The sequence below is a fragment of the Yimella sp. NH-Cas1 genome, assembly GCF_022359705.1.
In the GTDB taxonomy this organism is placed as follows: Bacteria; Actinomycetota; Actinomycetes; order Actinomycetales; family Dermatophilaceae; genus Yimella; species Yimella lutea.
The window spans coordinates 1,397,424-1,420,560 of sequence record NZ_JAKSGG010000003.1; the positions used below are offsets into that span (position 1 = coordinate 1,397,424).

Consider the following 23,137-nt stretch of genomic DNA (forward strand, 5'->3'; position numbering starts at 1 on the left):
TCGTGATGGCAGAGATGCCGGAAGCGATTCTGTGGGACATGGACGGCACGCTGGTCGACACCGAGCCGTACTGGATGAACGCCGAGCGTGAACTTGTCGCCTCGTTCAGTGGTGTGTGGACCGATGAGTTGGCGCACCAACTCGTCGGTAACCCGCTCGTGGTGTCAGCGCAGATGATCAGGGAGAACTCGCCGGTGACACTACCCGACGAGGAGATCGTCGACACCCTCCTGGAGTCGGTGATCAGGCAGATGCACGAGCACATCCCGTGGCGTCCCGGTGCCGCTGAGTTGCTGAAAGAGGCTGTGGCACAAGGGATTCCCAATGCCTTGGTGACGATGTCGTACGAGTCCTTCGCGCGGGTGATGGTGGACGAACTGCCCACGGGCACGTTCGGTGCGGTCGTCACCGGGGACGTGGTCGAGCACGGCAAGCCGCATCCGCAGCCCTACCTCGTCGCCGCCGAGGCACTCGGGGTCGATCCCAGCCACTGTCTGGCGGTGGAGGATTCGCCGACCGGTGCGCGCTCGGCTGTCGCCGCCGGAGCCCGGACGATCGCGGTGCCACACATCGTCGACGTGCCGGACGAGATCGGTGCGGTGAAGGTCGCGACGCTGGCCGGGGAGACCATCGAGTCATTGTGGAGCCGCACGACTCAGTCCTGACCTACCTCCGGCTCACCGGCATACGCGGGATCAACTGCGCGTTCCGCTGCGAGTGCAGGCAGCGGTGGCGCGGTGCCACCGAACTCCGGACACAGCGCCTGATGACTGCACCAGGAGCACAGGCGTGAACGGGACGGACGCCAGTCGCCGGTGCTCGCCGACCGCGCGATGGCGTCCCAGAGCGCCTTGATCTTGCGTTCGGTCGCCAGCAGTTCGCGCTCGTCGGGGGAGTAGCGGACGATCTCCCCGTTGCCGAGGTAGACCAGTTGCAGCAGGCGGGGGATCTCGCCCCGGGTGCGCCACAGCACCAAGGCGTAGAACTTCATCTGGAACAGCGCCTTGGCTTCGAACAGTGCGGACGGCGAGCGGCCGGTCTTGTAGTCGACCACCCGCATCTCACCCGTCGGTGCGACGTCGAGGCGGTCGACGTAGCCGCGCAGGGTGAGCCCGTCGACCTCGGCTTCGACATAGAGCTCCCGCTCGGCCGGTTCGAGACGGGTCGGATCCTCGAGCGCGAACCACTTCTCGACCAGCGTGCGGGCCGGACGCAGCCAGTCGCCGAGCTCACCGTCGACCAGGGACGCAAGTTCGGGCTCGCTCTCGACGAGCGCCTCCCACTGCGGTGCGAGCAGAGAGTGGGCATGCTCGAGCGTCCGATCGGCCGCCTCGACATCGAAGAGTCGTTCCAGCACGGCGTGGACGAGGGTGCCGCGAGCGGCCGCGGCGGACGGTGGCTCGGGCAGCCGGTCGATGACGCGGAAGCGGTACAGCAGCGGACATTGCATGTAGTCGGCCGCGCGGCTCGGCGAGATCGCTCGTTTCACACGTGTCACCGGATGATCGCCAATCCTTGAATCAGTCATCATGCCGTCCTGCATGGGTATGACCCTAGACAGCCCCACCGACACTCAGCCCCGGCTCCGACAGGCTGGGACCTACGAGGCGTCGTGTACGCAGTCGGGGTAGGTGACGTATGTGCGGCCGGTGCGGGAGGTCCAGGTGCAGACTCCGTCGTCGCTCATTTGGTAGTCCCAGTGCTTCTTGGTCTTTGCGTCGTGGTGGTGGCGACAGAGTGCGGCGAGGTTGTGCCCGGCGGTGGGTCCCTGGGGCCATTCGATGACGTGGTCGATGTCGCACCTGATGGCGGTCCTGGTGCACATGGGGAACCGGCAGGTCTGGTCGCGTTGTTGGACGAACTCCCTCATCCGCGGCGTGGGCTCGTACGCGGTCGTCGAGGTCTCGCAGGTGACTCCGGTGTCGGCGTCGACCAGTGCTCGGGTCAGGCGGCAACCGAACTGCTCGATCAACGCGTCGAGGACTTCGGGTGGGATGAACCCGATCCCGGCGATGCGTGCCCACCCCGTTGTGTTGCAGTGGTCCGATTCGGTTGTCGTTAAGCCGGATTCGGGGCCACCAGTGTCGGCGGCCTGCTTGGAGTCATCAGGACCTCGCGGGGATGAGGTGGATTGTCCGGGTGGGGGTGACCCGTCGTCCGGGGACGCCTCGGCCTCGTGCTCCGGGTCGTCGGTGGCACGTTTCGTTGCAGCCGTGGCGGCTTGTTCCTCACGAACCACAGGGACCTGGATGACGACCTGGTAGGTCACGTCAGCACCTTGGGTGACGAGGTCGTGCAGCGCGCCGAGGCGCAGTTGTCCGAGCGTCGGCTTCGATTCATCGGGGTCGCTGCCCTCACGTGCGGTCGGGTTCTTGGCGCGTTGATCAGCGAGTTGGTCCACGGCTCCGTAGATGCGGGCGATCTGGTCGGCCGGCCCGACGGCACACAACTCCGCCATCCCGGCAATGTCGGAGGGACGAACCCACACACCGGTGGCGTCCTTGGCTTCCTTGACCCGTACCTTCTTCGCAGCCTCGGCCTCCCACTGCGTCACCAGTGCCCGCGCGGCGCTCTTCACCTTCAGGTAACCCCAGGTGTCGAAGCCTTTCGCGTCGAGCAGGTGCTGCTCGACCCGGTGGGAGGTTTCGGGTGAGGCGTTCACCAGTTCCGACGCAACGAGCGACACCTTCCAGAAAGGAATCTCTCCTTCCACCGCAGCAGCCAGCAACCCGGGAGTTTTGGTGCACGCATCGATGGAGTTGCTCATCTTGCTCGACGCGGTGCGGGGTGCCATCTGACAGGCAGCCGCCAGGTCGGTGTCGGCAAACGACGCCTGATGACCGAGCGGGTGTTCGACCTTCGCGGTGACCCCGGTGTCGGAATTGACCAACTCTTCGTCGATCGCGGCGTACCGAGCCATGGCCATGGCCTGCACGGCTTGCGAGGTGGATGCCAACTGGGTGGAGCCTTTCACGGCTTCTTCGAGCATCCGGTGGTCGTCGACATCGACGGGCCGAGCGGTGCTGATGCCACCGGCGTTGCGCACGGCGTCGGCATCGAGCCGGTAGAACGCCTCACGGGACATCCGGTTCGCGAACGTCAGCATCTCCGCAGGTGAACCCAAAGCGTTCAGAAGCTGATTCAACAGCCGCTGTTTCTGATCTGAAAGTGATTGCAGCAGAACGAATTCCACCGGTGAGACCGGTTCGTAGAACTCGTAGCTAAGGGCCATACGAAAGACTCTAGGCGGGACCACCGACAACCTCCGTCGGCGAATTCGTGCCGTGCCGCGATCGACCAAACAGGAGGTTTCCGAAAGCGAGGCCGCCGTCGTGTCGCGTCCCGGTGGTTTCGGCACCGATGCCCTCGTTCCTCGGGCGTCGGGCTCAACCAGCGATGTCGGTCAGGCTCAACCCAGCGACATCGGTCAGGCTCGACCGTCGCGCAACTGGATTCGGAGGCGCACAGAGCCGACGGTTAACCTTCGTCCATGACGCAGACCCCGCAGCCGGCCCCCGGTCTCAAGATCGGATCGCTGCGCGGAGTGCCGGTGTTCATCGGACGCAGTTGGGTGCTCATCGCGGTCGTCATCGTGTTCACCTTCGGTCCACAGGTGCAGCGGGCACTGCCCGAACTCGGGACCACTGCCTACGTCGTCGCCTTCGCGTACGTCGTCGGTCTGCTCATCTCCGTCCTTGTCCACGAGGCTGCGCACGCGCTGGCCGGACAATGGCGCGGGTTCGAGGTGCACCAGATCGTCGCCGACCTCTGGGGTGGCCATACCTCCTTCACCAAGGAAGGCCGCACCGCCGGCAGCAGCGCGATTGTCGCGGCAGTAGGCCCGCTGTCCAATGCGCTGCTCGCACTCATCGGATTCGGTGTACTGCAACTCGATCTGCCGGATGTCGCCCGCCTGCTGGTCGTTGCGTTCACCTGGGCGAACGGCCTGGTGGCGGCGTTCAATCTCCTGCCCGGCTTCCCCCTCGACGGCGGCCACCTGGTCGAAGCGGGTGTGTGGGCCGCCACCGGCAACCGAAACAAGGGGACGGTCGTCGCCGGCTGGTGCGGACGTCTGGTGACGCTGGCCGTCATCGCGGTCCTCATCGTCTGGCCCATGGTGCAGGGCCGTCCGTTGTCCCTCATCGGCACGATCTGGATCGCGCTCATCGCGTCCTTCATGTGGTTCGGGGCGTCCGCGGCGATCAACCGGGGCAACGTCAGCAGCCAGCTCGGGTCGGTCGCGCTGCGCGACATCCTGCGTCCGTTGTCGGCGGCCCCGTACGACATCGCGGTCGAGCACCTGCCGCCGTACGACACCGTCCTGATGGCGCCGAACGGTGAGCCCGAGGGCTTCGTTCCGGCCGGGAGCGCGATGATGGTGCCGCTCGACCAACGAGCGGCCACCCCGGCTTCCGCGCTGATGCTCAAACCGTCCGGACCCTGGGTGGTACGCCTGGAACACGACGAGGACGCCGAACACGACCTTTCCAAGCTGGTCGACAACGCCGCGAGGCACGGCGAAGTCGCCGAGCGCACCGTCGTGCTGGCACCGGACGGACGCCCGGTGGGCTGGATCGAGCGCGACGAACTCATCGCTGCGGTGCGCTCCGCCGTCCGCTGACCCGTTCGCCGGTTCGGAGCACCAGCCGGTGCGACCTAGACTTGCGCCTCATGACCGACGCCCCTGAAAGCAGCACCGACAGCGTCCCGGCGACCACGGACGGCCCGCTCGGTGCCGACCTGCGCCGCGGGCCCTTCACCGAGGGCGAACGCGTCCAACTCACCGATCCGAAAGGTCGGATGCACACGATCACGCTCGGCACGGGCAAGCAGTTCCACACCCACCGTGGGTACCTCGCGCACGACGATCTGATCGGCCGCCCGGACGGCACCACAATCACCAACACCGCCGGCGTCGAGTACCTCGCGTTGCGGCCGCTGCTGCCTGACTTCGTGCTGTCGATGCCTCGCGGGGCCGCCGTCGTCTACCCCAAGGACGCCGGTCAGATCGTCACCATGGGTGACATCTTCCCGGGCGCGACGGTCGTCGAGGCCGGCGTCGGCTCGGGTGCGCTGTCGATGTCGTTGCTGCGCGCGGTCGGCGACCAGGGACGTCTGTACTCCTTCGAGCGGCGCGATGACTTCGCGCAGATCGCGAAGGGCAACGTCAACTCCTTCTTCGGTGCCCCGCATCCCGGGTGGTCGATCACCGTCGGCGATCTGGTCGACGCACTCCCGCAGACCGTCGAGAACGGCACCGTCGACCGCGTGGTGCTCGACATGCTCGCGCCGTGGGACTGCCTCGGCGTGGTCGGCGATGCCTTGGCGCCGGGTGGACTGCTCATCTGCTACGTCGCGACCGCGACGCAGTTGTCCCGCACGGCCGAGGCGATGCGCGACCACGGCGGTTTCACCGAGCCGCAAGCGTGGGAGTCGCTCGTTCGCGGCTGGCACCTCGAAGGTCTCGCGGTGCGTCCGGAGCACCGGATGCACGGCCACACCGGCTTCCTCATCTCCACCCGCCGCCTCGCTCCGGGGGTCACCCCGCCGGTGCGCAAGCGTCGCCCGAGCAAGGGTGCCGCGGACGGTTACGACGAAGCCGACGTCCAGGCCGTCATGCCGTCGGGCGAGTGGAGCCCGGAAGACGTGGGGGAGCGGCCGGTCTCGGACAAGAAGGTCCGCAAGCTGGCGCGTTCATTCAGTGAGCAGCAATCGGACCAGGAGCGTCCCGGCGGTTAGGGTCGAAGCCGGAGCCGTCTGTCGAAGGAGAGTGACGTGTCCGACCAACGCCCCACCGGTCAGAACCCGCAGTACGACGAGATGCAGAGTCTGCGCGCCGAGGTCGAGGCCCTGCGGACGCGCGTCACCAACCCGACCCAGCGGCTCGATCTCGAACAGACGATCCGCCAGCTGCAGTCGGCACAGGCGACTTTGTCGACACAGAACGAGCGGCTGGTGCGCACCCTGAAGGACGCGCGCGAACAGATCGTGTCGCTCAAGGGTGAGATCGACCGCCTCGCCCAACCGCCGGCCTCCTTCGGCGTGGTGCTCGAACGATCCGACGACACCGTCGACATCCTGACGTCCGGGCGCAAGATGCGCGTCTCGGTCAGCCCGACGATCGAGCAGACCGACCTGGTCCCGGGACGCGAGGTCGTACTCAACGAAGCCCTCAACGTGGTCAAGACGCTGGGCTATGAGAACGTCGGCGAACTCGTGCAGTGCAAGGAGTTCCTCGGCGAGGACCGGGTGCTCGTCGTGCTGCACGGCGATGAGGAGCGGGTCTGCCGGGTGGCGGCTGCGCTCAAGGACGAACGCATCCGGGTGGGCGACTCGCTGCTGCTGGACGCACGCACGAACTTCGTCTTCGAACGTATCCCCAAGGCCGAGGTGGCCGATTTGGTGTTGGAGGAAGTGCCCGACATCCAGTACGAGGACATCGGTGGGCTCACCGGCCAGATCGAGCAGATCCGGGACGCGGTCGAGTTGCCTTATCTGCACGCCGACCTGTTCCGTGAGCACGCGCTCCGTCCGCCCAAGGGCGTGCTGCTGTACGGCCCTCCCGGCTGTGGAAAGACGATGATCGCCAAGGCGGTCGCGGCATCGTTGGCGCGCAAGGTGGCCGAGAAGACCGGTCAGGACCGGACCAAGAGCTATTTCCTGAACATCAAGGGTCCGGAACTGCTCAACAAGTACGTCGGTGAGACCGAGCGGCACATCCGGCTGATCTTCCAGCGCGCCCGTGAGGCGTCCTCGGACGGCACGCCCGTGGTGGTGTTCTTCGACGAGATGGAGTCGTTGTTCCGTACCCGCGGTTCGGGCGTGAGCTCCGACGTCGAGACAACCGTCGTGCCGCAGCTGCTCGCGGAGATCGACGGCGTGGAGAAACTCGAGAACGTCATCGTCATCGGTGCCTCCAACCGTGAGGACATGATCGACCCGGCCATCCTGCGTCCCGGACGTCTGGACGTGAAGATCAAGATCGAACGGCCGGACGCCCAGAGCGCCCACGAGATCTTCAGCAAGTACCTCACCGCGACGCTGCCGCTGCACCCCGACGACGTGGCCGAGCACGGTGGTGACAAGCAGGCCGCGGTCGACGCGATGATCCAGGCGACCGTTGAGCGGATGTACGCCGAGGTCGATGAGAACCGCTTCCTTGAGGTCACCTACGCCAGCGGCGACAAGGAGGTCCTGTACTTCAAGGACTTCAACTCCGGCGCGATGGTGCAGAACATCGTCGACCGGGCCAAGAAGATGGCGATCAAGGATCAGCTCACGACCGGCGTCAAGGGCATCCGGGTCGAGCACCTGTTGCAGAGCTGCGTCGTGGAGTTCAAGGAGAACGAAGACCTGCCCAACACCACCAACCCGGACGACTGGGCGCGCATCTCGGGCAAGAAGGGGGAACGGATCACCTACATCCGCACTCTGATCGACGGCAAGACCGGCGGCGGATCCGCCAAGGCGATCGATTCGGTCGCCACCACCGGCCAGTACCTCTGAGGACGCCGGCAGTCGAACAAGTACAGGAGATCGCGTGAATCACGGCGACCAGCACCCACAGCAACAAGCCTTCATCGACGGAAAACCGTTGTCCGCCAATGGCAACGGAGTTGTGCACCCGGGGGCTCAGGCGCTGCGGATCATGGCGTTCTCGCTCTGTGCCGCGATCGTCGCCTTCGGGATCGTCGTCGCCGTCGTGACGGGGCAGAACGACTTCCAGTTGGTTGCGACGCTGCTCGGTGTGGTGGTCGCGGTGCTGACCGCAGTCGCGATACAGATCGCCGGTTATCCGGAGAAGCCGTTCCCGGTCGGCGCCCGCCCGGATGCGAACACCGTGCTCAACGCGTACCGCCCCGGGATGATGCTGCGATTCGCTTTGGCGGAGGGGCCGGCGATCCTCGCGCTTGCGCTGACCATCGCGTTGCAGGGCAACATCCTCAGCTACATCCCTGCCGCCCTGATCAGCCTGGTGCTGATGTTCATGCACGTGCTGCCGACGCCCGCCGTACTGCGCCGGGTCGAGGCGCGATTCGACGCCGACGGCGCACGTTCGGGTCTGTCTGCTCTGTTTGGCCACTGAGGCGCGAAGTTCGTAATCAGTCGGCCTCCGGGACGTCTCTGTGAAAAGATAGTTCGGCAAAGAACTCACGTGCCTGCCTCGGCTGGTACACCGACGCGAGAGTGGTGCCCTCCTTGATCGAACAGACGAACTCACGGGTGGATCGGATGACCGACCCGCAGCGAGACGTCTTCGACGCGGTCATGGGCCTGGACGCCGCCCGGATGCGCGGGCACATCGTCGATTTCCAGAGTGCGCGCGGCAATGACGCGGTGGTCGCGGAATTGCTCGTGCCTGTCCTGGGGATCATTGGGGAGATGTGGGAGAACGGCACGCTCAGCGTCGCCCACGAGCACCACGGATCACAGATCATCCGCAATGTCATCGGGGAGTTCCGGCGCAAGGGCAGTGGCCCCGTCCACGGCAAGATCGTGCTCGCCTGTCCGCCCGGGGAACTGCATGACCTTCCGGCGCACCTGTTCGGGCTCATGCTGCGCGACCGCGGTTGGCAGCCCGTCGTCCTGGGTGCGGACACGCCGTGGACCGCGATCCTGGCCGCCGTGCGAGCGGTCTGCGCGGACGCCTGCATCCTCACCGGCACTCGCCCCGGCCCGTTGCTGCTGCACAGCGACCGCCTGCGCGAACTGAGCACCGTCACCAAGGTCTTCATCGGCGGCGGAGCGGTGAACGGACCGGCCGTGCGCGGAGTGACCCCGTTGCCGCTCGACTGGCCCGCCGCTGCGGACGTCGTTGCCGGAGCGTTGAAGACGCGTCAAGACCGGAGCGTCAGCCCCGCCTGAGCACCAGCGTCCGGATGAGGCGCCAGCCGATCAATCCGGCGCCGACGAACAGGGTCGCGACGACGACGAAAGCAAGCGCCGTACCGTCGCCCATGATCCGCCGCACCAGCATGCCGATCGCGATCGCGCAGACCCAGATCGCAACCCCGGCCGGGACATGCACCGGCACGCGGCGGTCCCAGTTGTAGTACGCGACCACCCAGCCGGCGACCATGCCGAGCAGGAACGGCCACGCCGTATCCAGCACTCCCACAAGAGGATTTGCCTCACCGTGAGTCCGGCGTCCGATGGCCGCGAAGACCGTCACGACGAAGACGTCGAGTGCGAGCAGGTACCAGCGCGCCGTCCTGTGGCGGGCCACCTCGGCGCTCATCGCACCCACCAGTCGTTCAGCTGGTCGGCAATCTCCATCCGTGCCTGGTGGCCGCAGCTGGTCGCGCCGGGCATGTTGAGGAAGCCATGCGGGACGCCGTAGTACCGGGTGAGGCGCACCCGGACCCCGGCGCGTTCGAGCATCCGGGCGAAATCGATCCCTTCCTGGGCCAGCGGGTCACGGTCCGCCGTCTGCACCAGAGCAGACGCCAGACCGCGCAGGTCGGCACGCGCCGGCGACAAGGTGGGGTCGGTGTCCCGCAGACCGGTGCCCTCGAGGTACAGCTCCTTGTAGCGGTCCATGTCGCCTCCGGTCAGTGCGGGCGCTCGGCGCATCTCGTGCACGATCGACAGGTCGGTCGCCGGGTAGATCAGCACTTGTCCCAGCAGTTCGCGGTTGTGGTCGCGGGCGTGGATCGCGACGAGCGCCGAGAGGTTACCGCCGGCGCTGTCACCGCCGACGACGACGCGCGGCTCATCCGTGCCGCACTCGGCCGGACCGTGCGACAACCAGTCGAAGACGTCCAGCGAATCGTGCAGTCCCGCAGGCGCTTTGTGCTCCGGAGCCTTGCGGTAGTCCGGTGCGAGCACGGTGCAGTCGGCCCGGTCGGCGAGCATTGACAGCATCGAGTCGTAGTCCCGCGGACGCCCGCGTACCCACCCACCGCCGTGGATGTACAGCAGCACGCGGTCGGTGTGGCGGCGGGTGCGGTAGCGGCGCACGGTGATGTCGTGCCCGTCGCGTCCGGCCATGCTGAATTCGTCGATCGACACGCCCTTGGTCACCGAGCCGATGATGAGCGAGGCAGGGAACTTCGGCGCGGGGGAGAGGGCTCGGGACGCTGCGATCTGTTCCAGGCTCATCTCCGACAAGGTGGTGCGCTGCAGGCGCGCCAAGCCGAAGCACAGGGCACGGGTACGCAACGGCATGCCGGCGGTGTCGGACCAGGTCGTTCGGGACATGGCAGCAGTATCGCTGCCGGGCACGGACACCACGGGGTGCGACACAGCCTCGGCTCATAGGCTGGGCCCATGAGCGTGCGCCGGGTGATGGGTATCGAGACCGAGTACGGCATTTCGCAGCCGGGGGACCCGTCCGCGAATCCGATGCTGATGTCCGGGCGGGTCGTCACCGCGTACGCCCGATCGGTGGGACTTCGCTCGGGACAGACGGGCTGGGACTACGCCGACGAGGCGCCGTTGCAGGACGCCCGCGGGTTCGCGATGGACCGCGAGTTCGCCGATCCGAGTCAGCTCACCGACGAGGAAGATCCGACGATGGCGAACGTCGTGCTGACCAACGGTGGACGCTTGTACGTCGACCACGCCCACCCGGAATACAGCTCGCCGGAGGTCACCGGGCCACGGGACGCGGTCATCTGGGACCGCGCCGGTGAACTCGTGATGCGCGAGGCGGCCAGGCTGCTGAACCAGCCTGGCATGCCGCCGCTCAACCTCTACAAGAACAACACCGACGGCAAGGGCGCGTCCTACGGAACGCACGAGAACTACCTGATGCGGCGCCTGACGCCCTTCGCCGACATCGTCAGTGGCCTCATCCCGTTCTTCGTCTCACGTCAGGTCGTCTGCGGTTCGGGCAAGGTCGGAATCGGCACCGAATCACAGCGTGCCGGATTCCAGTTGTCGCAGCGGGCCGACTTCTTCGAGACCGAGGTCGGCCTGGAGACGACGCTGAAGCGTCCGATCATCAACACCCGTGACGAGCCGCACGCGGTCACCGAGAAGTACCGCCGGTTGCACGTCATCATCGGCGACGCCAACCACTGCGATGTCGCGAACTTTCTCAAGCTCGGCACGACCAGCCTGGTGCTCGGGGTGATCGAAGCCGGGGCGGTGACGCAAAATCTCGCCCTGCAGGAGCCGGTCGCCGCGCTGCAGGCGATCTCGCACGACCCGACGCTGCGCACCTCGGTGCGGTTGGAGGACGGCCGCGAACTCACCGCACTGGAGATCCAGTACGCCTACCTGCAGATGGTGCGTGACTGGTTGGGCAGCGACGACCTCGACAGCGAGACCGTGGAGGTGCTCGACCGGTGGCAGCAGGTGCTCGACAAGCTCGCCGACGACCCGATGTCGGCGGCCCGCGAGGTTGATTGGGTTGCGAAACTTCAGCTGCTGCAGGGGTATCGGAACCGCGGGCTGGAATGGAGTGACCCGAAGATGCGGGCGATCGACATTCAGTGGAGTGACGTACGGGCCGACAAGGGGATCTTCCACAAGCTCGCCGCGAGCGGCCGGTTCGACGAACTCATCTCGGCGGCGGACGTCGAGGCGGCGGTGAACAACCCGCCGACCGACACCCGTGCCTACTTCCGCGGACGCGCCGTCCGTCAGTTCGGCGAGAACATCGCCGCAGCCTCGTGGGACTCGGTCATCTTCGACGTCCCTGAGCGATGCACGATGCAGCGGGTGCCGATGCTCGAACCCCTGCGCGGCACCCAGCAACATGTCGGCGCACTGTTCGACCGGGCCGGCAGCGCGGACGAACTGCTGCGGACGCTGCTCACCGACTGACGGAGCGCTTCAACTCGCGGGCGACAGATTGCACGAGTTGCCCGGCCCCTTGATCAGACTGCTGGTGCGCTCGTAGGACACCTTGTTGGAGTCCGCGGTGACCAGGCGAACGAAGTAGCCGGCCGTACGGGCGACCCGGGTGGGTTGGAAGACGGCCTTGGGCTGTGTCCACTTGCCGTCGTCACCGCGCTCGAAACTGACCTTGACCATGACGCCGTCCTGGGTGGCGTCCGGGAAGCCCCAGTTCACGCCCTGGTCGGAGATCTGGTTGCCGAGGCCGAAATAGACCATCTTCCCGTTGACCCGCTCGCACTTCTGGACGACGTGGGCGTGGTTTCCGATGATCGTGTCCACCGAACCCGACTGCATGAGCTCGTTCGCGGTCTCGACCATGGCCGGTGTGGGGGCGTGATCGTTCGCGTTGCCCCAGTGCATCGAGACGAGCACGATCTGAGCACCGGACTTCCGTGCGGCGACGGCGTCGGCGATGATCCCGCTCGCCTTCTTGCGTTTCCACATCGCCTCCTTCATCCAGATCGCCTCGTCCGGAACCCACAGGTCGCTGCCGCCGGCGAAGTTGTCGAGGGTGTAGCTGTAGGCGAGGTGGGCGACCTTGACGCCCTTGACGTCGTACATGGCCGGTTGACCCGGTGTGTTCGCGTCCGGTCCGGGTCCGGCGGCCTTCAGACCGTGGTCCGCCATCACCGTTCGTGTATCGGCGAGACCCTTCACGCCGGCATCGAAGGTGTGGTTGTTCGCGGTGCTGCAGCCGTCGTAGCCCATCCACGCCATCGCTTCGGCGAACTCGCGAGGACCGTTGTGCCGCAACCCCTTCGTGAGGTTGGTGTTGTCAGGGGACAGCGCGGCCTCCATGTTGCAGATGGCGAGGTCGGCGGACTCGGTGAACGGCTTGGCATCGGCCATCAGAGCCTTGAAGTCGTAACCGCCGTCCTTGCTCTGCGCCTTGGCGGCCTTGATGGGATCTTCCTGGGGGATGTCGTCGCCGCTGAAGGCGATCGTGAGGCGGTCGGCCCCTGTCTGCGCGGTCTCGCCATCACTCCCGGGGCTTCCTGAACTACCGGAACGTGCGCTGGATCCATCACTTCGGCTCCCACCGTCTCCTGAGGTTCCGGAATCGGAACCACCCAGGGCGCAACCGCCCAGAATCACGGACGCGGCGAATGCCGCGGCGACCGTCACACGCGCCCTCTTCATACCCCTTGTACGCATGTGCGACACAGTAACCGCGGACTACCGGGCCGCCTCGCCGCCACGCGGTTAGGGTGGACGTAGTTCAGTACGCGCGAGGAAAGACGGTGTCATGGCACAGGAACGCATCAACCCCCAGCGCCGCGACGGCGACCCGGCGCAGGAGACGCCGCCACCCGCACCCGCTGCACCGCAGGTTCAGACCGGCGACATCGACAGTGTCCTCGACGAGATCGACGGCGTGCTCGAGGCGAACTCCGAAGAGTTCGTGCGCGGGTTCGTCCAGAAGGGCGGCCAGTGACCGCGGACCCGAGCGGACGACTGCCGGCCGCGTACTTCGCCCCGGGATCCTCGTCGTTCACCGAGTTCCTGCAGGCCTACGCCCCGACGCTGATGCCCGACTCGACCCATGCGCCCTCGAGTGTGCAGGTGGACGCTCCGCACGGCACGACGATCGTCTCGCTCACCTACAACGGTGGCGTGCTGGTCGCCGGTGACCGGCGCGCCACGATGGGCAACCTCATCGCCAGCCACACCATGAAGAAGGTCTTCCTCACCGACGACTACTCGTCGGTGGGCATCGCCGGCACCGCCGGTGTCGCGATCGAGATGGTGCGCCTGTTCCAGGTCGAACTCGAACACTACGAGAAGATCGAGGGAGACCGACTTTCGTTGCAGGGCAAGGCGAATCGGCTCGCCTCGATGATTCGCGGCAACCTCGGCATGGCGATCCAGGGGCTGGCGGTCGTACCGCTGTTCGCCGGGTTCGATCTCGACACCGGCAAGGGCCGCATGTTCAGTTACGACGTCACCGGCGGTTGCTACGAGGAGCACCAGTACCACTCGGTCGGCTCGGGGTCGTTGTTCGCCCGCGGCGCTCTGAAGAAGCTCTGGCGCTCGGGGATGAGTCAGGATGACGCCGTGCGGGTGATCGTCGAGGCGCTGTACGACGCCGCCGACGACGACTCCGCAACCGGTGGTCCCGACCCCGGCCGGCGCATCTGGCCCAACATCGCGATCCTCGACGCCGAAGGCTCGCGGTTCGTCACCGATGTCGAGATCGAGGCGGTCGTGGAGACCGTCGTCCGTGCCCGCAGGGAAGGGGACGCACAGCGATGAGCATGCCGTTCTACGTCTCGCCCGAACAACTGATGAAGGATCGGGCCGACTACGCGCGCAAGGGAATTGCTCGTGGGCGCGCGGTGGTCGTGCTCGCTTATGAAGGCGGCATCGCGTTCGTCGCCGAAAACCCCAGCCGAGCACTGCACAAGATCTCCGAGATCTACGACCGGATCGCCTTCGCGGCGGTCGGCAAGTACAACGAGTTCGAGAACCTACGGGTGGCCGGGGTCCGGTACGCCGATCTGCGCGGGTACTCCTACGACCGTTCCGACGTCACCGCCCGAGGCCTGGCCAACGCGTACGCGCAGACGCTCGGCACGGTGTTCACCCAGGAGTCGAAGCCGTACGAGGTGGAGATCGTGGTCGCGCAGATCGGCGCGACGGCGGACGACGACCAGATCTACCGCCTGATGTACGACGGGTCCGTCGCGGACGAGCACGGGTACGTCGCCATGGGCGGCGGCGCAGATCGGATCTCCGCCGGACTGGAGCAGGAATGGCGTCCCGCCCTCGACCTCGGCGGCGCACTGCAGTTGGCGGTGCGGTTGCTCGGTGTCGATGCCGAAGGTAATCCGCGAGAACTCACCGCCGACCAGCTCGAGGTGGCGGTGCTCGACCGCAGCCGCGAGCGTCGCACCTTTCGGCGCCTGCCCGTACCTCTGCTGCAGACACTGCTGAGCGCCCAGGCCGACTGAAGCTGCGCGGCGGTGTCGTTCGTCCGGACAAGGACGGGGTCACGCCGCTGCAACACGCGAAGAACAAGGGCCGCGACGAGATGGTGAAGATCCTTTCCGTCGCTTCGTGATGCCCGAAGCCTGGTCACGATCCGTGGGTTGTCGATGCCGGCTGGCATACTTCGGAACCGGCGCACAGTTCGGCGCCTAATGATTTTGAAGGGGGCGCGTCAGCTCTTGGCGGTCGAAGCACGCAGGACCACAGGTCGTTCGACGGAATCGGTGACGGACGCGGGCGAACTCCTCAGCGAACCCAGCATCTCCCCGCCCGGGCGCTCCGGTCTGCGGGGCAACGCGCTGGTCCGCTTGTTGCCGTACCTGCGCCCGTACCGCACCCGGATGATCGTCATGTTCATCGTCGCGCTGGCCTCCATCGGCAGCACGATCGCGATCCCGCTGATGACGCGGGCGGTGATCGACGGCCCGGTCGCGCACAACGACGAGCGCGGTCTGTGGATCCTCGGCGGCAGCGCTCTCCTTCTCGGTGTCGCCGAAGCGGCGCTGTGGATGATTCGCCGGTGGCTGGTGCAGACCGCGAGCACCGGCGTCGAGAACGACATCCGCCAGCAACTGCACGCGCGCCTGCAGGTGCTGCCAATGAGCTTCCACGGCAGCTGGCAGTCGGGCCAATTGCTCTCCCGGGTGATGAACGACCTCGGCATGATGCGTCGCTTCATCGGCTTCGGGTCGGTCCTGTTGATTCTCAACGTGATTCAGGTCGTGGTCGTCACGGCGATCCTGCTCGGGATGTACTGGCCGCTCGGTCTGGTGGTGCTGATCTCGATCGGGCCGGTGGTCGGCGCGAACCTGCACTACGAGCGCCAGTTCAGCAAGGCCTCCCGTGCCGCTCAGGACCAGACCGGCAACGTCGCCACACAGGTCGAGGAGGCAGCGCTCGGCCTTCGCGTCGTCAAGTCGTTCGGACGCGAGCAGTACGTGTTCGACCGATTCGACACCCAGGCGACCGAACTTCGTGAGATCCAGTTGCGCAAGGTCAAGATCATGTCGCGGTTCTGGACGCTGCTCGAAGTCATCCCGACCGCCACGCTGGTGATCGTGCTCGCGATGGGCGCCCATGCCGTCGGCAACGGCGACATCACGCTCGGCACACTCGTCGCCTTCATCACCTTCATGCTCAACCTGGTCTGGCCGATCGCCGCCCTCGGCTTCCTGCTGTCCATGCTGCAGGAGACCGTGACCGCGGCAGACCGTGTCGCCGAGATCTTCGACACGCCACGCACCGTCGAGAGCGGCACGAGCGACACCCGCATCACCGGCGGCCGGCTCGAACTGCGCGATGCAGGGTTCCGGTTCCCCGACAGTGACGAATGGGTGCTGCGTCATCTGAACCTGGTGGTCGAGCCGGGGGAGACGGTCGCCCTTGTCGGCGCGACCGGCTCGGGCAAGTCGGTGTTCACCGGACTGATCCCGCGCCTGCGCGACGTCACCGAAGGCGCCGTGTTGATCGACGGCGTCGACGTACGCGAGCTTCCGTTGCCGGTGTTGCGCAAGGTCGTTGCGACGGCGTTCGAGGATCCCACGCTGTTCTCGATGTCGGTCCGCGAGAACCTCACGCTCGGCAACCCGGACGCGACGCCACAACAGATCGACGCAGCGATCCAGGTCGCTCAGGCGGAGTTCGTGCGAGACCTGCCGTTCGGCCTCGACACCCGCATCGGCGAGCAGGGGATGAGCCTGTCCGGCGGGCAGCGGCAACGGCTCTCGCTCGCCCGTGCGGCGCTGGCCGATCCGCGCATCCTCGTGCTCGACGACACGCTGTCCGCGCTCGACGTGCACACCGAGGCCTTGGTCGAGGAAGCCTTGCGCCACGTGCTCGCCGACGCGACCGGAATCGTTGTCGCACACCGTGCCTCGACCGTCCTGCTCGCCGACAAGGTGGCGTTGCTCGAGCACGGCACGATCACCCATGTCGGATCTCATACCGAGTTGTTGGCGACCGTCCCGCGTACCGCTACCTACTGGCGGCGGACGACGAACTCGATCCCGATCTCGAGCACGACGAACCCTGGCAGACCGATGACCGACGTGAGGCGCGCGACGAGGTGGTCCTCGTCGGCCGAAGCCGTGACGTCGAATCGGACGACGATCGCGAGGGACGCCGATGAGCACCGACACCGACCAGAAATCAGCCGGCACCACACCCGAATCGATCGAACAGGAAGCTGCCTCCTGGCGTGGCCGGATGGCAGAACAACAGCAGGACGACGTCGAGAAGAACGCCGAACGCGGTCAGGCGAAGGCGCTGCTGTGGGACCTCCTTCGTCCGTACCGCCGCCTCGTCGCGGTGCTCGGCGTCGCCGTCGTCATCGAGAATGCAGCACGCCTCGCCGTGCCGCGTCTGGTGCAGATCGGTGTCGACGAGGGAGTGCCGCCGCTGCAGCGCTCCGGCGACTCCAGCGTGCTCACCCAGGTCGTCATCGCCCTGCTGATCGCACTGGTTCTCCAGGGCTGCTTCCGGATGTTGTTCATCCTGCAGTCCGGGCGCATCGGCCAGAACGTGCTGCTCGAACTACGCCGCCGCGTCTTCAAGCACTTCGGCAAGCTCGACGTGTCCTTCCACGACCGGTACACCTCCGGCCGGGTGGTCAGCCGCTCGACCAGTGACGTCGAAGCCATCCAGGAGATGCTGGAGAACGGCTTCGACGGCCTCATCACCGCAGTCCTCACCCTGGTCGGCACCTCGATCCTGCTGGTCACCCTCGATCTGCGCCTGGGCCTGGTGTGCCTGATCAGTTTCCCGTTCCTGATCGCGCTGTCACTGTGGTTCCGCCGCGAGTCGGCGAAGGCGTACCGACTGGTGCGTGAGATCTCGGCGCTGGTCATCGTGCAGTTCGTGGAGTCGATGACCGGCATCAAGGCCGTCCAGGCCTACCGTCGCGAACCCCGCAACCAGCAGATCTTCGGTGACCTCGCCGACCGCTATCGCGACATCAACATCCGCACCATGCGCCTGATCGCCATCTTCATGCCCGGCGTGAAGCTGATCGGCAACCTCACGACGGGCGTGGTGCTGCTGTACGGCGGCTACCTGGCGATGCACGGCGAGATCACCATCGGCGTGCTGACCGCGTTCCTGCTCTACCTGCGGATGTTCTTCGAGCCGATGCAGGAGATCACGCAGTTCTACAACACCTTCCAGTCCGCGACCTCCGCGCTGGAGAAGCTCGCGGTGGTGCTCGACGAGAAGCCGGCGATCGCAGACCCGGAGCAGCCGACCGAGCTCACCGACGTCCGCGGCGAAGTGGAGTTCGACGACGTCCACTTCTCCTACGTCGAGGGACGACCGGTGCTTCCCGGGCTCGACCTGCGCGTCCCGGCCGGACAGACCGTCGCGTTGGTCGGTACGACCGGTGCGGGAAAGACCACGATCGCCAAGCTCATCGCCCGGTTCCACGACCCCGATTCCGGACGCGTCCTGCTCGACGGCCACGACCTGCGCGATCTGTCGCAGACCGACCTGCGCCGTCATGTCGTGATGGTGACCCAGGAGAACTTCATGTTCGAGGGCACCGTGGCCGACAACATCCGCTTCGGACGTCCGGACGCGACCGACGAACAGGTGCGCGAAGCGGCCGCAGCCGTCGGCGCCGACACCTTCGTGGACGCCTTGCCCGATGGCTTCGCCACCGATGTCGCCAAGCGCGGCGGACGACTGTCGGCCGGCCAGCGGCAGCTCATCGCGTTCGCGCGGGCGTTCCTCGCCGACCCCGACGTGCTGATCCTGGACGAGGCCACCTCTTCGCTCGACATCCCCAGCGAACGGCTGGTGCAGCAGGCATTGCAGACGATCCTGGCCGGCCGGACCGCGCTGATCATCGCCCACCGACTCTCCACGGTCGAGGTGGCCAACCGGGTAGTCGTTCTCGAACACGGGCAGGTACTGGAGGACGGTCCGCCACGCGACCTCATCACCCGTGAAGGCGGCCGGTACGCGTCCCTGCACCAGGCCTGGATCAACTCGCTCGCCTGACGCTGCCGCCCGACGACGGCTTCGGCCGGGGGTGCGACCGTTCCGTACTCGCGGCGCGGAATCCAGCACGGAGCGGAGCAAGCGCGTGAGCGTCGGGAAGAACTGCGGCGGGAACGCCGAGACGGGACTGACAGGGACTGATCCGCGTCTGAGTGGATTGCCCGGCAGCGCGCAGTTGCCGGGCCGTTGGCGCGTTCAGCGTTCGCGCAGCCGGGTGGTGATCAGATCGGCTTCGTCGGCGGGGGAGAGACCCGCATTCCTGGGCCGGCCCGGACCCGCTTGTAGTTCCCAGGCGAGGGTGTCGGTGAAGGTGTCGGCCAGCGGCCGCACCTCCAGACCCACCTGCCGGGCCGCGCCGGCGTCGACGCTCATCATGCCGGCGAGTTCGGGCCAGGGCACCCACAGCGGTAACGAGCGCTCACCCATCCACGGGGAAACTGCGTGCGCCTGCAGCCAATCCGGCGGCACCGCAACGAGATCCGCAGTGTGTCCGGCGACCCGACGAGCGGTCGTGAGCACGGCGTGCAGCGGGACGGACGGTCCGGTCGCGTTGAAGACACCGGTCGTGCCGTCCTGCGCACAGCGCACCAGCCACTTCGCCAGGTCGCGGACGTCGATCAGTTGCACCTTCGCGTCCGGTACGTGGGGGACGAGCACCTTGTCGTCCGGGCGGGACGGATGGGCGAAACGCAGCGACCAGTAGCCGGTGCGGTCGGTGGTGTCCTCCGGTCCGGCCAGCAGACCGGCCCGGGCGATGAGGTGCGCTTCCGGGAAGGCCTGTGCGACAAGGCGTTCGCAGGTCACCTTGCCCGCACCGTACTGCTCGGGCGTCCAGTCGTCACCGTCCCACGCCTCGAGCAAGGCGGCACTTTCGTCAGCGCCGATGGCCTCGGGACCGACCTGCTCGTAGACGTTGATGGTGGAGACGAACAGCCATCGATCGGCACGGCCGCTGAGCGCCTCCAACGCTGTGCGGACATGCAGCGGGTCGCGGGCCACATCGACCACCGCGTCGAACTCGCCGATGAGGCCGTCGTACCCGTCCGGTGTGCTCCGCTCGCCCCGGACGAGTTCGGCCCCGTCGACCACCGACCCGCTCGCGCCACGGGCGAGACAGACCACCTCATGACCGGCGTCGAGTGCAGCCCTCGCGGTTGCTCGTCCGAGGAAGGCCGTACCGCCGAGGATGAGGAGTCGCATGACCCCATGTCATCAGGCTTTCGTCCCACTCACCAGGACGTTTCGCTTTCGGCGCACAGCGCGCGTCCGACACCCGTCTAGGGTCGGAGCATGCAGCGGCGCATCTTTGGCATCGAGACCGAGTACGGCGTGACGTGCACCTCCGGCGGGACGCGCCGGCTGACGCCCGACGAGGTGGCGCGCTACTTGTTCCGTCGTGTGGTCAGCTGGGGACGCTCGAGCAATGTCTTCCTCGGCAATGGCGCCCGTCTCTACCTCGACGTCGGAAGTCACCCCGAGTACGCCACCGCGGAGTGCGACGACATCCGCGAGGCGGTGATCCAGGACAAAGCGGGGGAGCGCATCCTGGTCGATCTCGCGGTCGACGCCCAGGAGCGCATGGCCGAGGACGACATCCGCGGCGACATCTACATCTTCAAGAACAACACCGACTCGGCCGGCAACTCCTACGGATGCCACGAGAACTTCCTGGTCTCGCGGCACGGCGACTTCCAGCGGGTCTCCGAGCATCTGATCCCGTTTCTGATCAGCCGCCAGATCACCTGTGGCGCAGGCAAGATCGTCCAGCTCGGCAATCGGGCGGTGTACGCGGTCAGCCAGCGCGCCGACCACATCTGGGAAGGCGTCAGCAGCGCGACGACCCGTTCGCGCCCGATCATCAACACCCGCGACGAACCGCATGCCGACGCCGAGCACTACCGGCGGCTGCACGTGATCGTCGGCGACAGCAACATGTCGCAGACCACCACACAACTGAAGCTGGGATCGGCCCACCTGGTGCTGCAGATGATCGAGGAAGGCATCCCGATGCGGGACATGAGCCTCGACAACCCGATCCGTGCCATTCGCGAGATGAGCCACGACATCTCCGGCCGCACGCTGGTGCGTCTCGCCAACGGCAAGGAGATCTCGGCGCTGGCCATGCAGACCGAATACTTCGAGCGGGCAACGGCATTCGTCGAACGGCAGGGCATCAGTGACGAGACCACCAAGCAGGTGCTCGACCTGTGGGGCCGGACGCTGACCGCGATCGAGACCGACAACCACTCGCTGGTCGACACCGAGATCGACTGGGTGATCAAGAAGAAGCTGCTCGACCAGGTCGCCACCAAACACGGCTACGACCTCGATCACCCGCGCATGCTGCAGCTCGACCTGACCTACCACGACATCAAACCCGGACGCGGTGTCTTCGACATCCTGCAACGGGCCGGTCGGGCGGCCACGATCTGCACCGACGACGAGATCACCGCGGCGGTGACCACGCCGCCGCAGACGACCCGCGCCAAGTTGCGCGGCGACTTCGTCCGGGCGGCCCAGCAGCATCGCCGCGACTTCACGGTCGACTGGATCCACCTCAAACTCAACGACCAGGCGCAACGAACGGTGCTGGTCAAGGACCCGTTCGCCAACGAGGATCCGCGGGTGACCGCGCTGATCGAGGCGATGGGCTGAGCCGGGCTGACAGCCCCCGCACAGTCCCGCCGGTTATGGTGGACCGTCCGACAGCCGACAACACGAGGTATTTTCGCGTGCGCCGTAACACCCGCCTGCTCACCGTGGGCGTCCTTTCCACCACCTTCGTTCTCGCAGGGTGCGGCGACGACTCGGGCTCTAACAAGAGCAGTTCGCCGACGTCGTCCAGCGCAGCGACCAGCAGCGCCGCCAAGCCGCTGACGGTCTCGCCCGACAAAGTGACGCCGATGACGGCGATCAAGGTCGACGAGAAGAACCCGAAGGCGCCCAAGCTGACGCTCGCCACCAAGCCGTTCCAGGCCAACCAGACGACCGCACGTGTGGTGAAGAAGGGCAGCGGTGCGGCGGTGAAGGCCACCGACATCGCCTACGTGAACTATCTGGCGGTCAACGGCACCAACGGCAAGGAACTGCTCAGCACCTACGGGAAGGACGACGTCGCCGTCGTCCTCAACGACAAATCCCAGTTCCCGGGCTTCGTCAAAGCCCTGACCGGCAAGCCGGTGGGCACCGTGATGGACGTCGCGATCCCGCCGGCCGATGGTTTCGGTGCACAGGGCAGCCAGCAACTCGGGATCACCGCCAACGACACGCTGATCTTCCGGATGACGATCACCGGTGCCTCCGCCGTGCTCGACAAGCCCGCGGGCACGACCGTCGCCCCGAAGAAGGAGCTGCCTGCGGTTGCAGTCAGCGACGGCAACCAGAGCAAGAAGCCGGCGACGATCACCATGCCGAAGTCCGGTGGCAAGGTCGCCACCGCACCGAAGTCGCTCGTCTCACAGGACCTCATCACCGGCAAGGGCCGCAAGGTCGTCGAAGGTCAGACCGTCAAGGTTCGCTACACCGGAGTCGTCTGGGGCACGGGCAAGGTCTTCGACAGTTCGGCGAAGAACGGCGGCGCGCCTGCCGACTTCCCGCTGCAGACCGCGTCGGCGACCAACCCGCAGGGGATGATCCCCGGGTTCGTCAAGGGCCTGGTCGGCAAACCGGTCGGCAGCCGTGTGCTGCTGGTTCTGCCGCCCGCCGAAGGCTACGGCGCGCAGGGTCAGCCGGCGGCCGGCATCAAGGGCACCGACACACTGGTGTTCGTGGTCGACATCCTCGCCGCACTCTGACCCCACCCATCCGTCCCTTTCCACATCAGGAGAACAGTCATGCCGTTCGACCCGAACACCACCAAGCCCGAGATCGACTTCCCGGGTGACAACCCGCCGGCCGAACTCCTCATCGAGGACATCACCGAAGGTGAGGGCCGTGCCGCCGAAGCCGGCGACATGGTGAAGGCGCACTACGTCGGCGTCGCTTGGTCGACCGGCGAGGAGTTCGACGCATCCTGGAACCGCGGCGCACCGCTGGACTTCCAGGTGGGAGTCGGTCAGGTCATCCAGGGTTGGGACCAGGGCATCGTCGGGATGAAGCCGGGCGGCCGCCGCAAGCTGACCATCCCGCCGGAGCTCGGCTACGGCGCTCGCGGTGCCGGCGGCGCGATCGGACCGGACGAGACCCTGATCTTCGTGGTCGATCTCGTCGCGGCGAGCAAGCCCGGCGCGGGAAGCGCCTTCGGTCTTCGCTGAGATCCGCGGGCACAGTCCCAAGAATCCGCGTGAGTTTCGGCCCTTCGCCCAGCCCG

The 23,137-nt window shown here is 66.6% G+C and carries 20 protein-coding genes and 1 pseudogene; 15 read left to right on the forward strand and 6 right to left on the reverse strand.

Going from position 1 to position 23,137, the window contains the following annotated elements; translation table 11 throughout:
- Positions 1–5: 5 nt before the first annotated feature.
- Positions 6–665 (forward strand): HAD family phosphatase, encoded by a 660-nt coding sequence (locus MF407_RS07035; RefSeq protein ID WP_239701851.1) that lies wholly within the window; start codon positions 6–8, stop codon positions 663–665.
- Here the strand turns inward: MF407_RS07035 and MF407_RS07040 are convergent.
- Both MF407_RS07040 and MF407_RS07045 read right to left on the reverse strand, forming a co-directional pair.
- Positions 656–1,489 (reverse strand): PD-(D/E)XK nuclease family protein, encoded by an 834-nt coding sequence (locus MF407_RS07040; protein WP_239702866.1) that lies wholly within the window; start codon positions 1,487–1,489, stop codon positions 656–658. The genes MF407_RS07035 and MF407_RS07040 overlap by 10 nt on opposite strands.
- 111 nt (positions 1,490–1,600) lie before the next feature.
- On the reverse strand, positions 1,601–3,232 hold the full coding sequence (locus tag MF407_RS07045) for an HNH endonuclease signature motif containing protein (protein ID WP_239701852.1): 1,632 nt from the start codon (positions 3,230–3,232) through the stop codon (positions 1,601–1,603).
- Positions 3,233–3,490: 258 nt separating this feature from the next.
- Here MF407_RS07045 and MF407_RS07050 point away from each other — a divergent pair, with 258 nt between their 5' ends.
- The 5 genes from MF407_RS07050 to MF407_RS07070 all read left to right on the forward strand — a co-directional run bounded on the left by MF407_RS07050 (position 3,491) and on the right by MF407_RS07070 (position 8,865).
- Positions 3,491–4,621 carry a site-2 protease family protein gene (locus tag MF407_RS07050; protein ID WP_129626844.1) on the forward strand — a complete coding sequence of 377 codons (1,131 nt, stop codon included), beginning with the start codon at positions 3,491–3,493 and terminating at the stop codon, positions 4,619–4,621.
- Positions 4,622–4,671: 50 nt separating this feature from the next.
- On the forward strand, positions 4,672–5,739 hold the full coding sequence (locus MF407_RS07055; protein WP_239701853.1) for a tRNA (adenine-N1)-methyltransferase: 1,068 nt from the start codon (positions 4,672–4,674) through the stop codon (positions 5,737–5,739).
- Positions 5,740–5,820: 81 nt separating this feature from the next.
- Positions 5,821–7,506, forward strand: a complete 1,686-nt coding sequence (arc, locus tag MF407_RS07060; RefSeq protein WP_239702867.1) for a proteasome ATPase — start codon at positions 5,821–5,823, stop codon at positions 7,504–7,506.
- A gap of 34 nt (positions 7,507–7,540) precedes the next feature.
- Complete coding sequence (locus MF407_RS07065; RefSeq protein WP_239701854.1) at positions 7,541–8,086, forward strand: hypothetical protein; 546 nt, start codon at positions 7,541–7,543, stop codon at positions 8,084–8,086.
- A gap of 146 nt (positions 8,087–8,232) precedes the next feature.
- On the forward strand, positions 8,233–8,865 hold the full coding sequence (locus MF407_RS07070) for a B12-binding domain-containing protein (RefSeq protein WP_129626839.1): 633 nt from the start codon (positions 8,233–8,235) through the stop codon (positions 8,863–8,865).
- On the opposite strand, the gene MF407_RS07075 is transcribed toward MF407_RS07070, so the two are convergent.
- The gene (locus tag MF407_RS07075; RefSeq protein ID WP_129626836.1) at positions 8,852–9,238 is read right to left on the reverse strand and encodes a DUF3054 domain-containing protein; all 387 of its coding nucleotides are present in this window, start codon (positions 9,236–9,238) and stop codon (positions 8,852–8,854) included. The genes MF407_RS07070 and MF407_RS07075 overlap by 14 nt on opposite strands.
- Entirely contained in the window at positions 9,235–10,200 is a 966-nt protein-coding gene (locus tag MF407_RS07080; protein ID WP_129626834.1) for an alpha/beta hydrolase, read from the reverse strand. Before MF407_RS07080 ends, MF407_RS07075 begins: the two co-directional genes overlap by 4 nt.
- A gap of 69 nt (positions 10,201–10,269) precedes the next feature.
- On the opposite strand from MF407_RS07080, the gene dop reads away from it, so the two are divergent.
- Positions 10,270–11,772, forward strand: a complete 1,503-nt coding sequence (dop, locus tag MF407_RS07085; RefSeq protein ID WP_275578208.1) for a depupylase/deamidase Dop — start codon at positions 10,270–10,272, stop codon at positions 11,770–11,772.
- A gap of 9 nt (positions 11,773–11,781) precedes the next feature.
- On the opposite strand, the gene MF407_RS07090 is transcribed toward dop, so the two are convergent.
- Positions 11,782–13,002: a CapA family protein gene (locus MF407_RS07090; RefSeq protein ID WP_239701855.1), complete on the reverse strand. Its 1,221-nt coding sequence runs from the start codon at positions 13,000–13,002 to the stop codon at positions 11,782–11,784.
- 91 nt (positions 13,003–13,093) lie between these two features.
- Here MF407_RS07090 and MF407_RS07095 point away from each other — a divergent pair, with 91 nt between their 5' ends.
- The 5 genes and pseudogenes from MF407_RS07095 to MF407_RS07115 all read left to right on the forward strand — a co-directional run bounded on the left by MF407_RS07095 (position 13,094) and on the right by MF407_RS07115 (position 18,828).
- Positions 13,094–13,282, forward strand: coding sequence for a ubiquitin-like protein Pup (locus MF407_RS07095; protein ID WP_129626828.1), 189 nt, complete (start codon positions 13,094–13,096; stop codon positions 13,280–13,282).
- Positions 13,279–14,100 carry a proteasome subunit beta gene (gene prcB / locus MF407_RS07100; protein WP_239701856.1) on the forward strand — a complete coding sequence of 274 codons (822 nt, stop codon included), beginning with the start codon at positions 13,279–13,281 and terminating at the stop codon, positions 14,098–14,100. The genes MF407_RS07095 and prcB overlap by 4 nt, the downstream gene beginning before the upstream one ends.
- Complete coding sequence (gene prcA / locus MF407_RS07105; RefSeq protein WP_239701857.1) at positions 14,097–14,798, forward strand: proteasome subunit alpha; 702 nt, start codon at positions 14,097–14,099, stop codon at positions 14,796–14,798. Before prcB ends, prcA begins: the two co-directional genes overlap by 4 nt.
- Positions 14,799–15,185: 387 nt before the next feature.
- Positions 15,186–16,601 (forward strand): annotated as a pseudogene (locus MF407_RS07110) (ABC transporter ATP-binding protein); the annotation flags it as partial.
- Positions 16,602–17,040: 439 nt separating this feature from the next.
- A complete protein-coding gene (locus MF407_RS07115; RefSeq protein ID WP_239701858.1) occupies positions 17,041–18,828 on the forward strand; it encodes an ABC transporter ATP-binding protein in 1,788 nt (595 codons plus the stop codon).
- A 195-nt stretch (positions 18,829–19,023) separates the two neighbouring features.
- On the opposite strand, the gene MF407_RS07120 is transcribed toward MF407_RS07115, so the two are convergent.
- Complete coding sequence (locus MF407_RS07120) at positions 19,024–20,028, reverse strand: NAD-dependent epimerase/dehydratase family protein (RefSeq protein ID WP_239701859.1); 1,005 nt, start codon at positions 20,026–20,028, stop codon at positions 19,024–19,026.
- Positions 20,029–20,118: 90 nt separating this feature from the next.
- Between MF407_RS07120 and pafA the strand changes: the two genes are divergently transcribed.
- The 3 genes from pafA (at position 20,119) to MF407_RS07135 (ending at position 23,081) form a co-directional block, all read left to right on the forward strand.
- On the forward strand, positions 20,119–21,483 hold the full coding sequence (gene pafA, locus MF407_RS07125; protein ID WP_239701860.1) for a Pup--protein ligase: 1,365 nt from the start codon (positions 20,119–20,121) through the stop codon (positions 21,481–21,483).
- Positions 21,484–21,560: 77 nt separating this feature from the next.
- Entirely contained in the window at positions 21,561–22,622 is a 1,062-nt protein-coding gene (locus MF407_RS07130; protein WP_239701861.1) for an FKBP-type peptidyl-prolyl cis-trans isomerase, read from the forward strand.
- A gap of 39 nt (positions 22,623–22,661) precedes the next feature.
- Complete coding sequence (locus MF407_RS07135) at positions 22,662–23,081, forward strand: FKBP-type peptidyl-prolyl cis-trans isomerase (RefSeq protein ID WP_239701862.1); 420 nt, start codon at positions 22,662–22,664, stop codon at positions 23,079–23,081.
- Positions 23,082–23,137 lie beyond the last annotated feature (56 nt).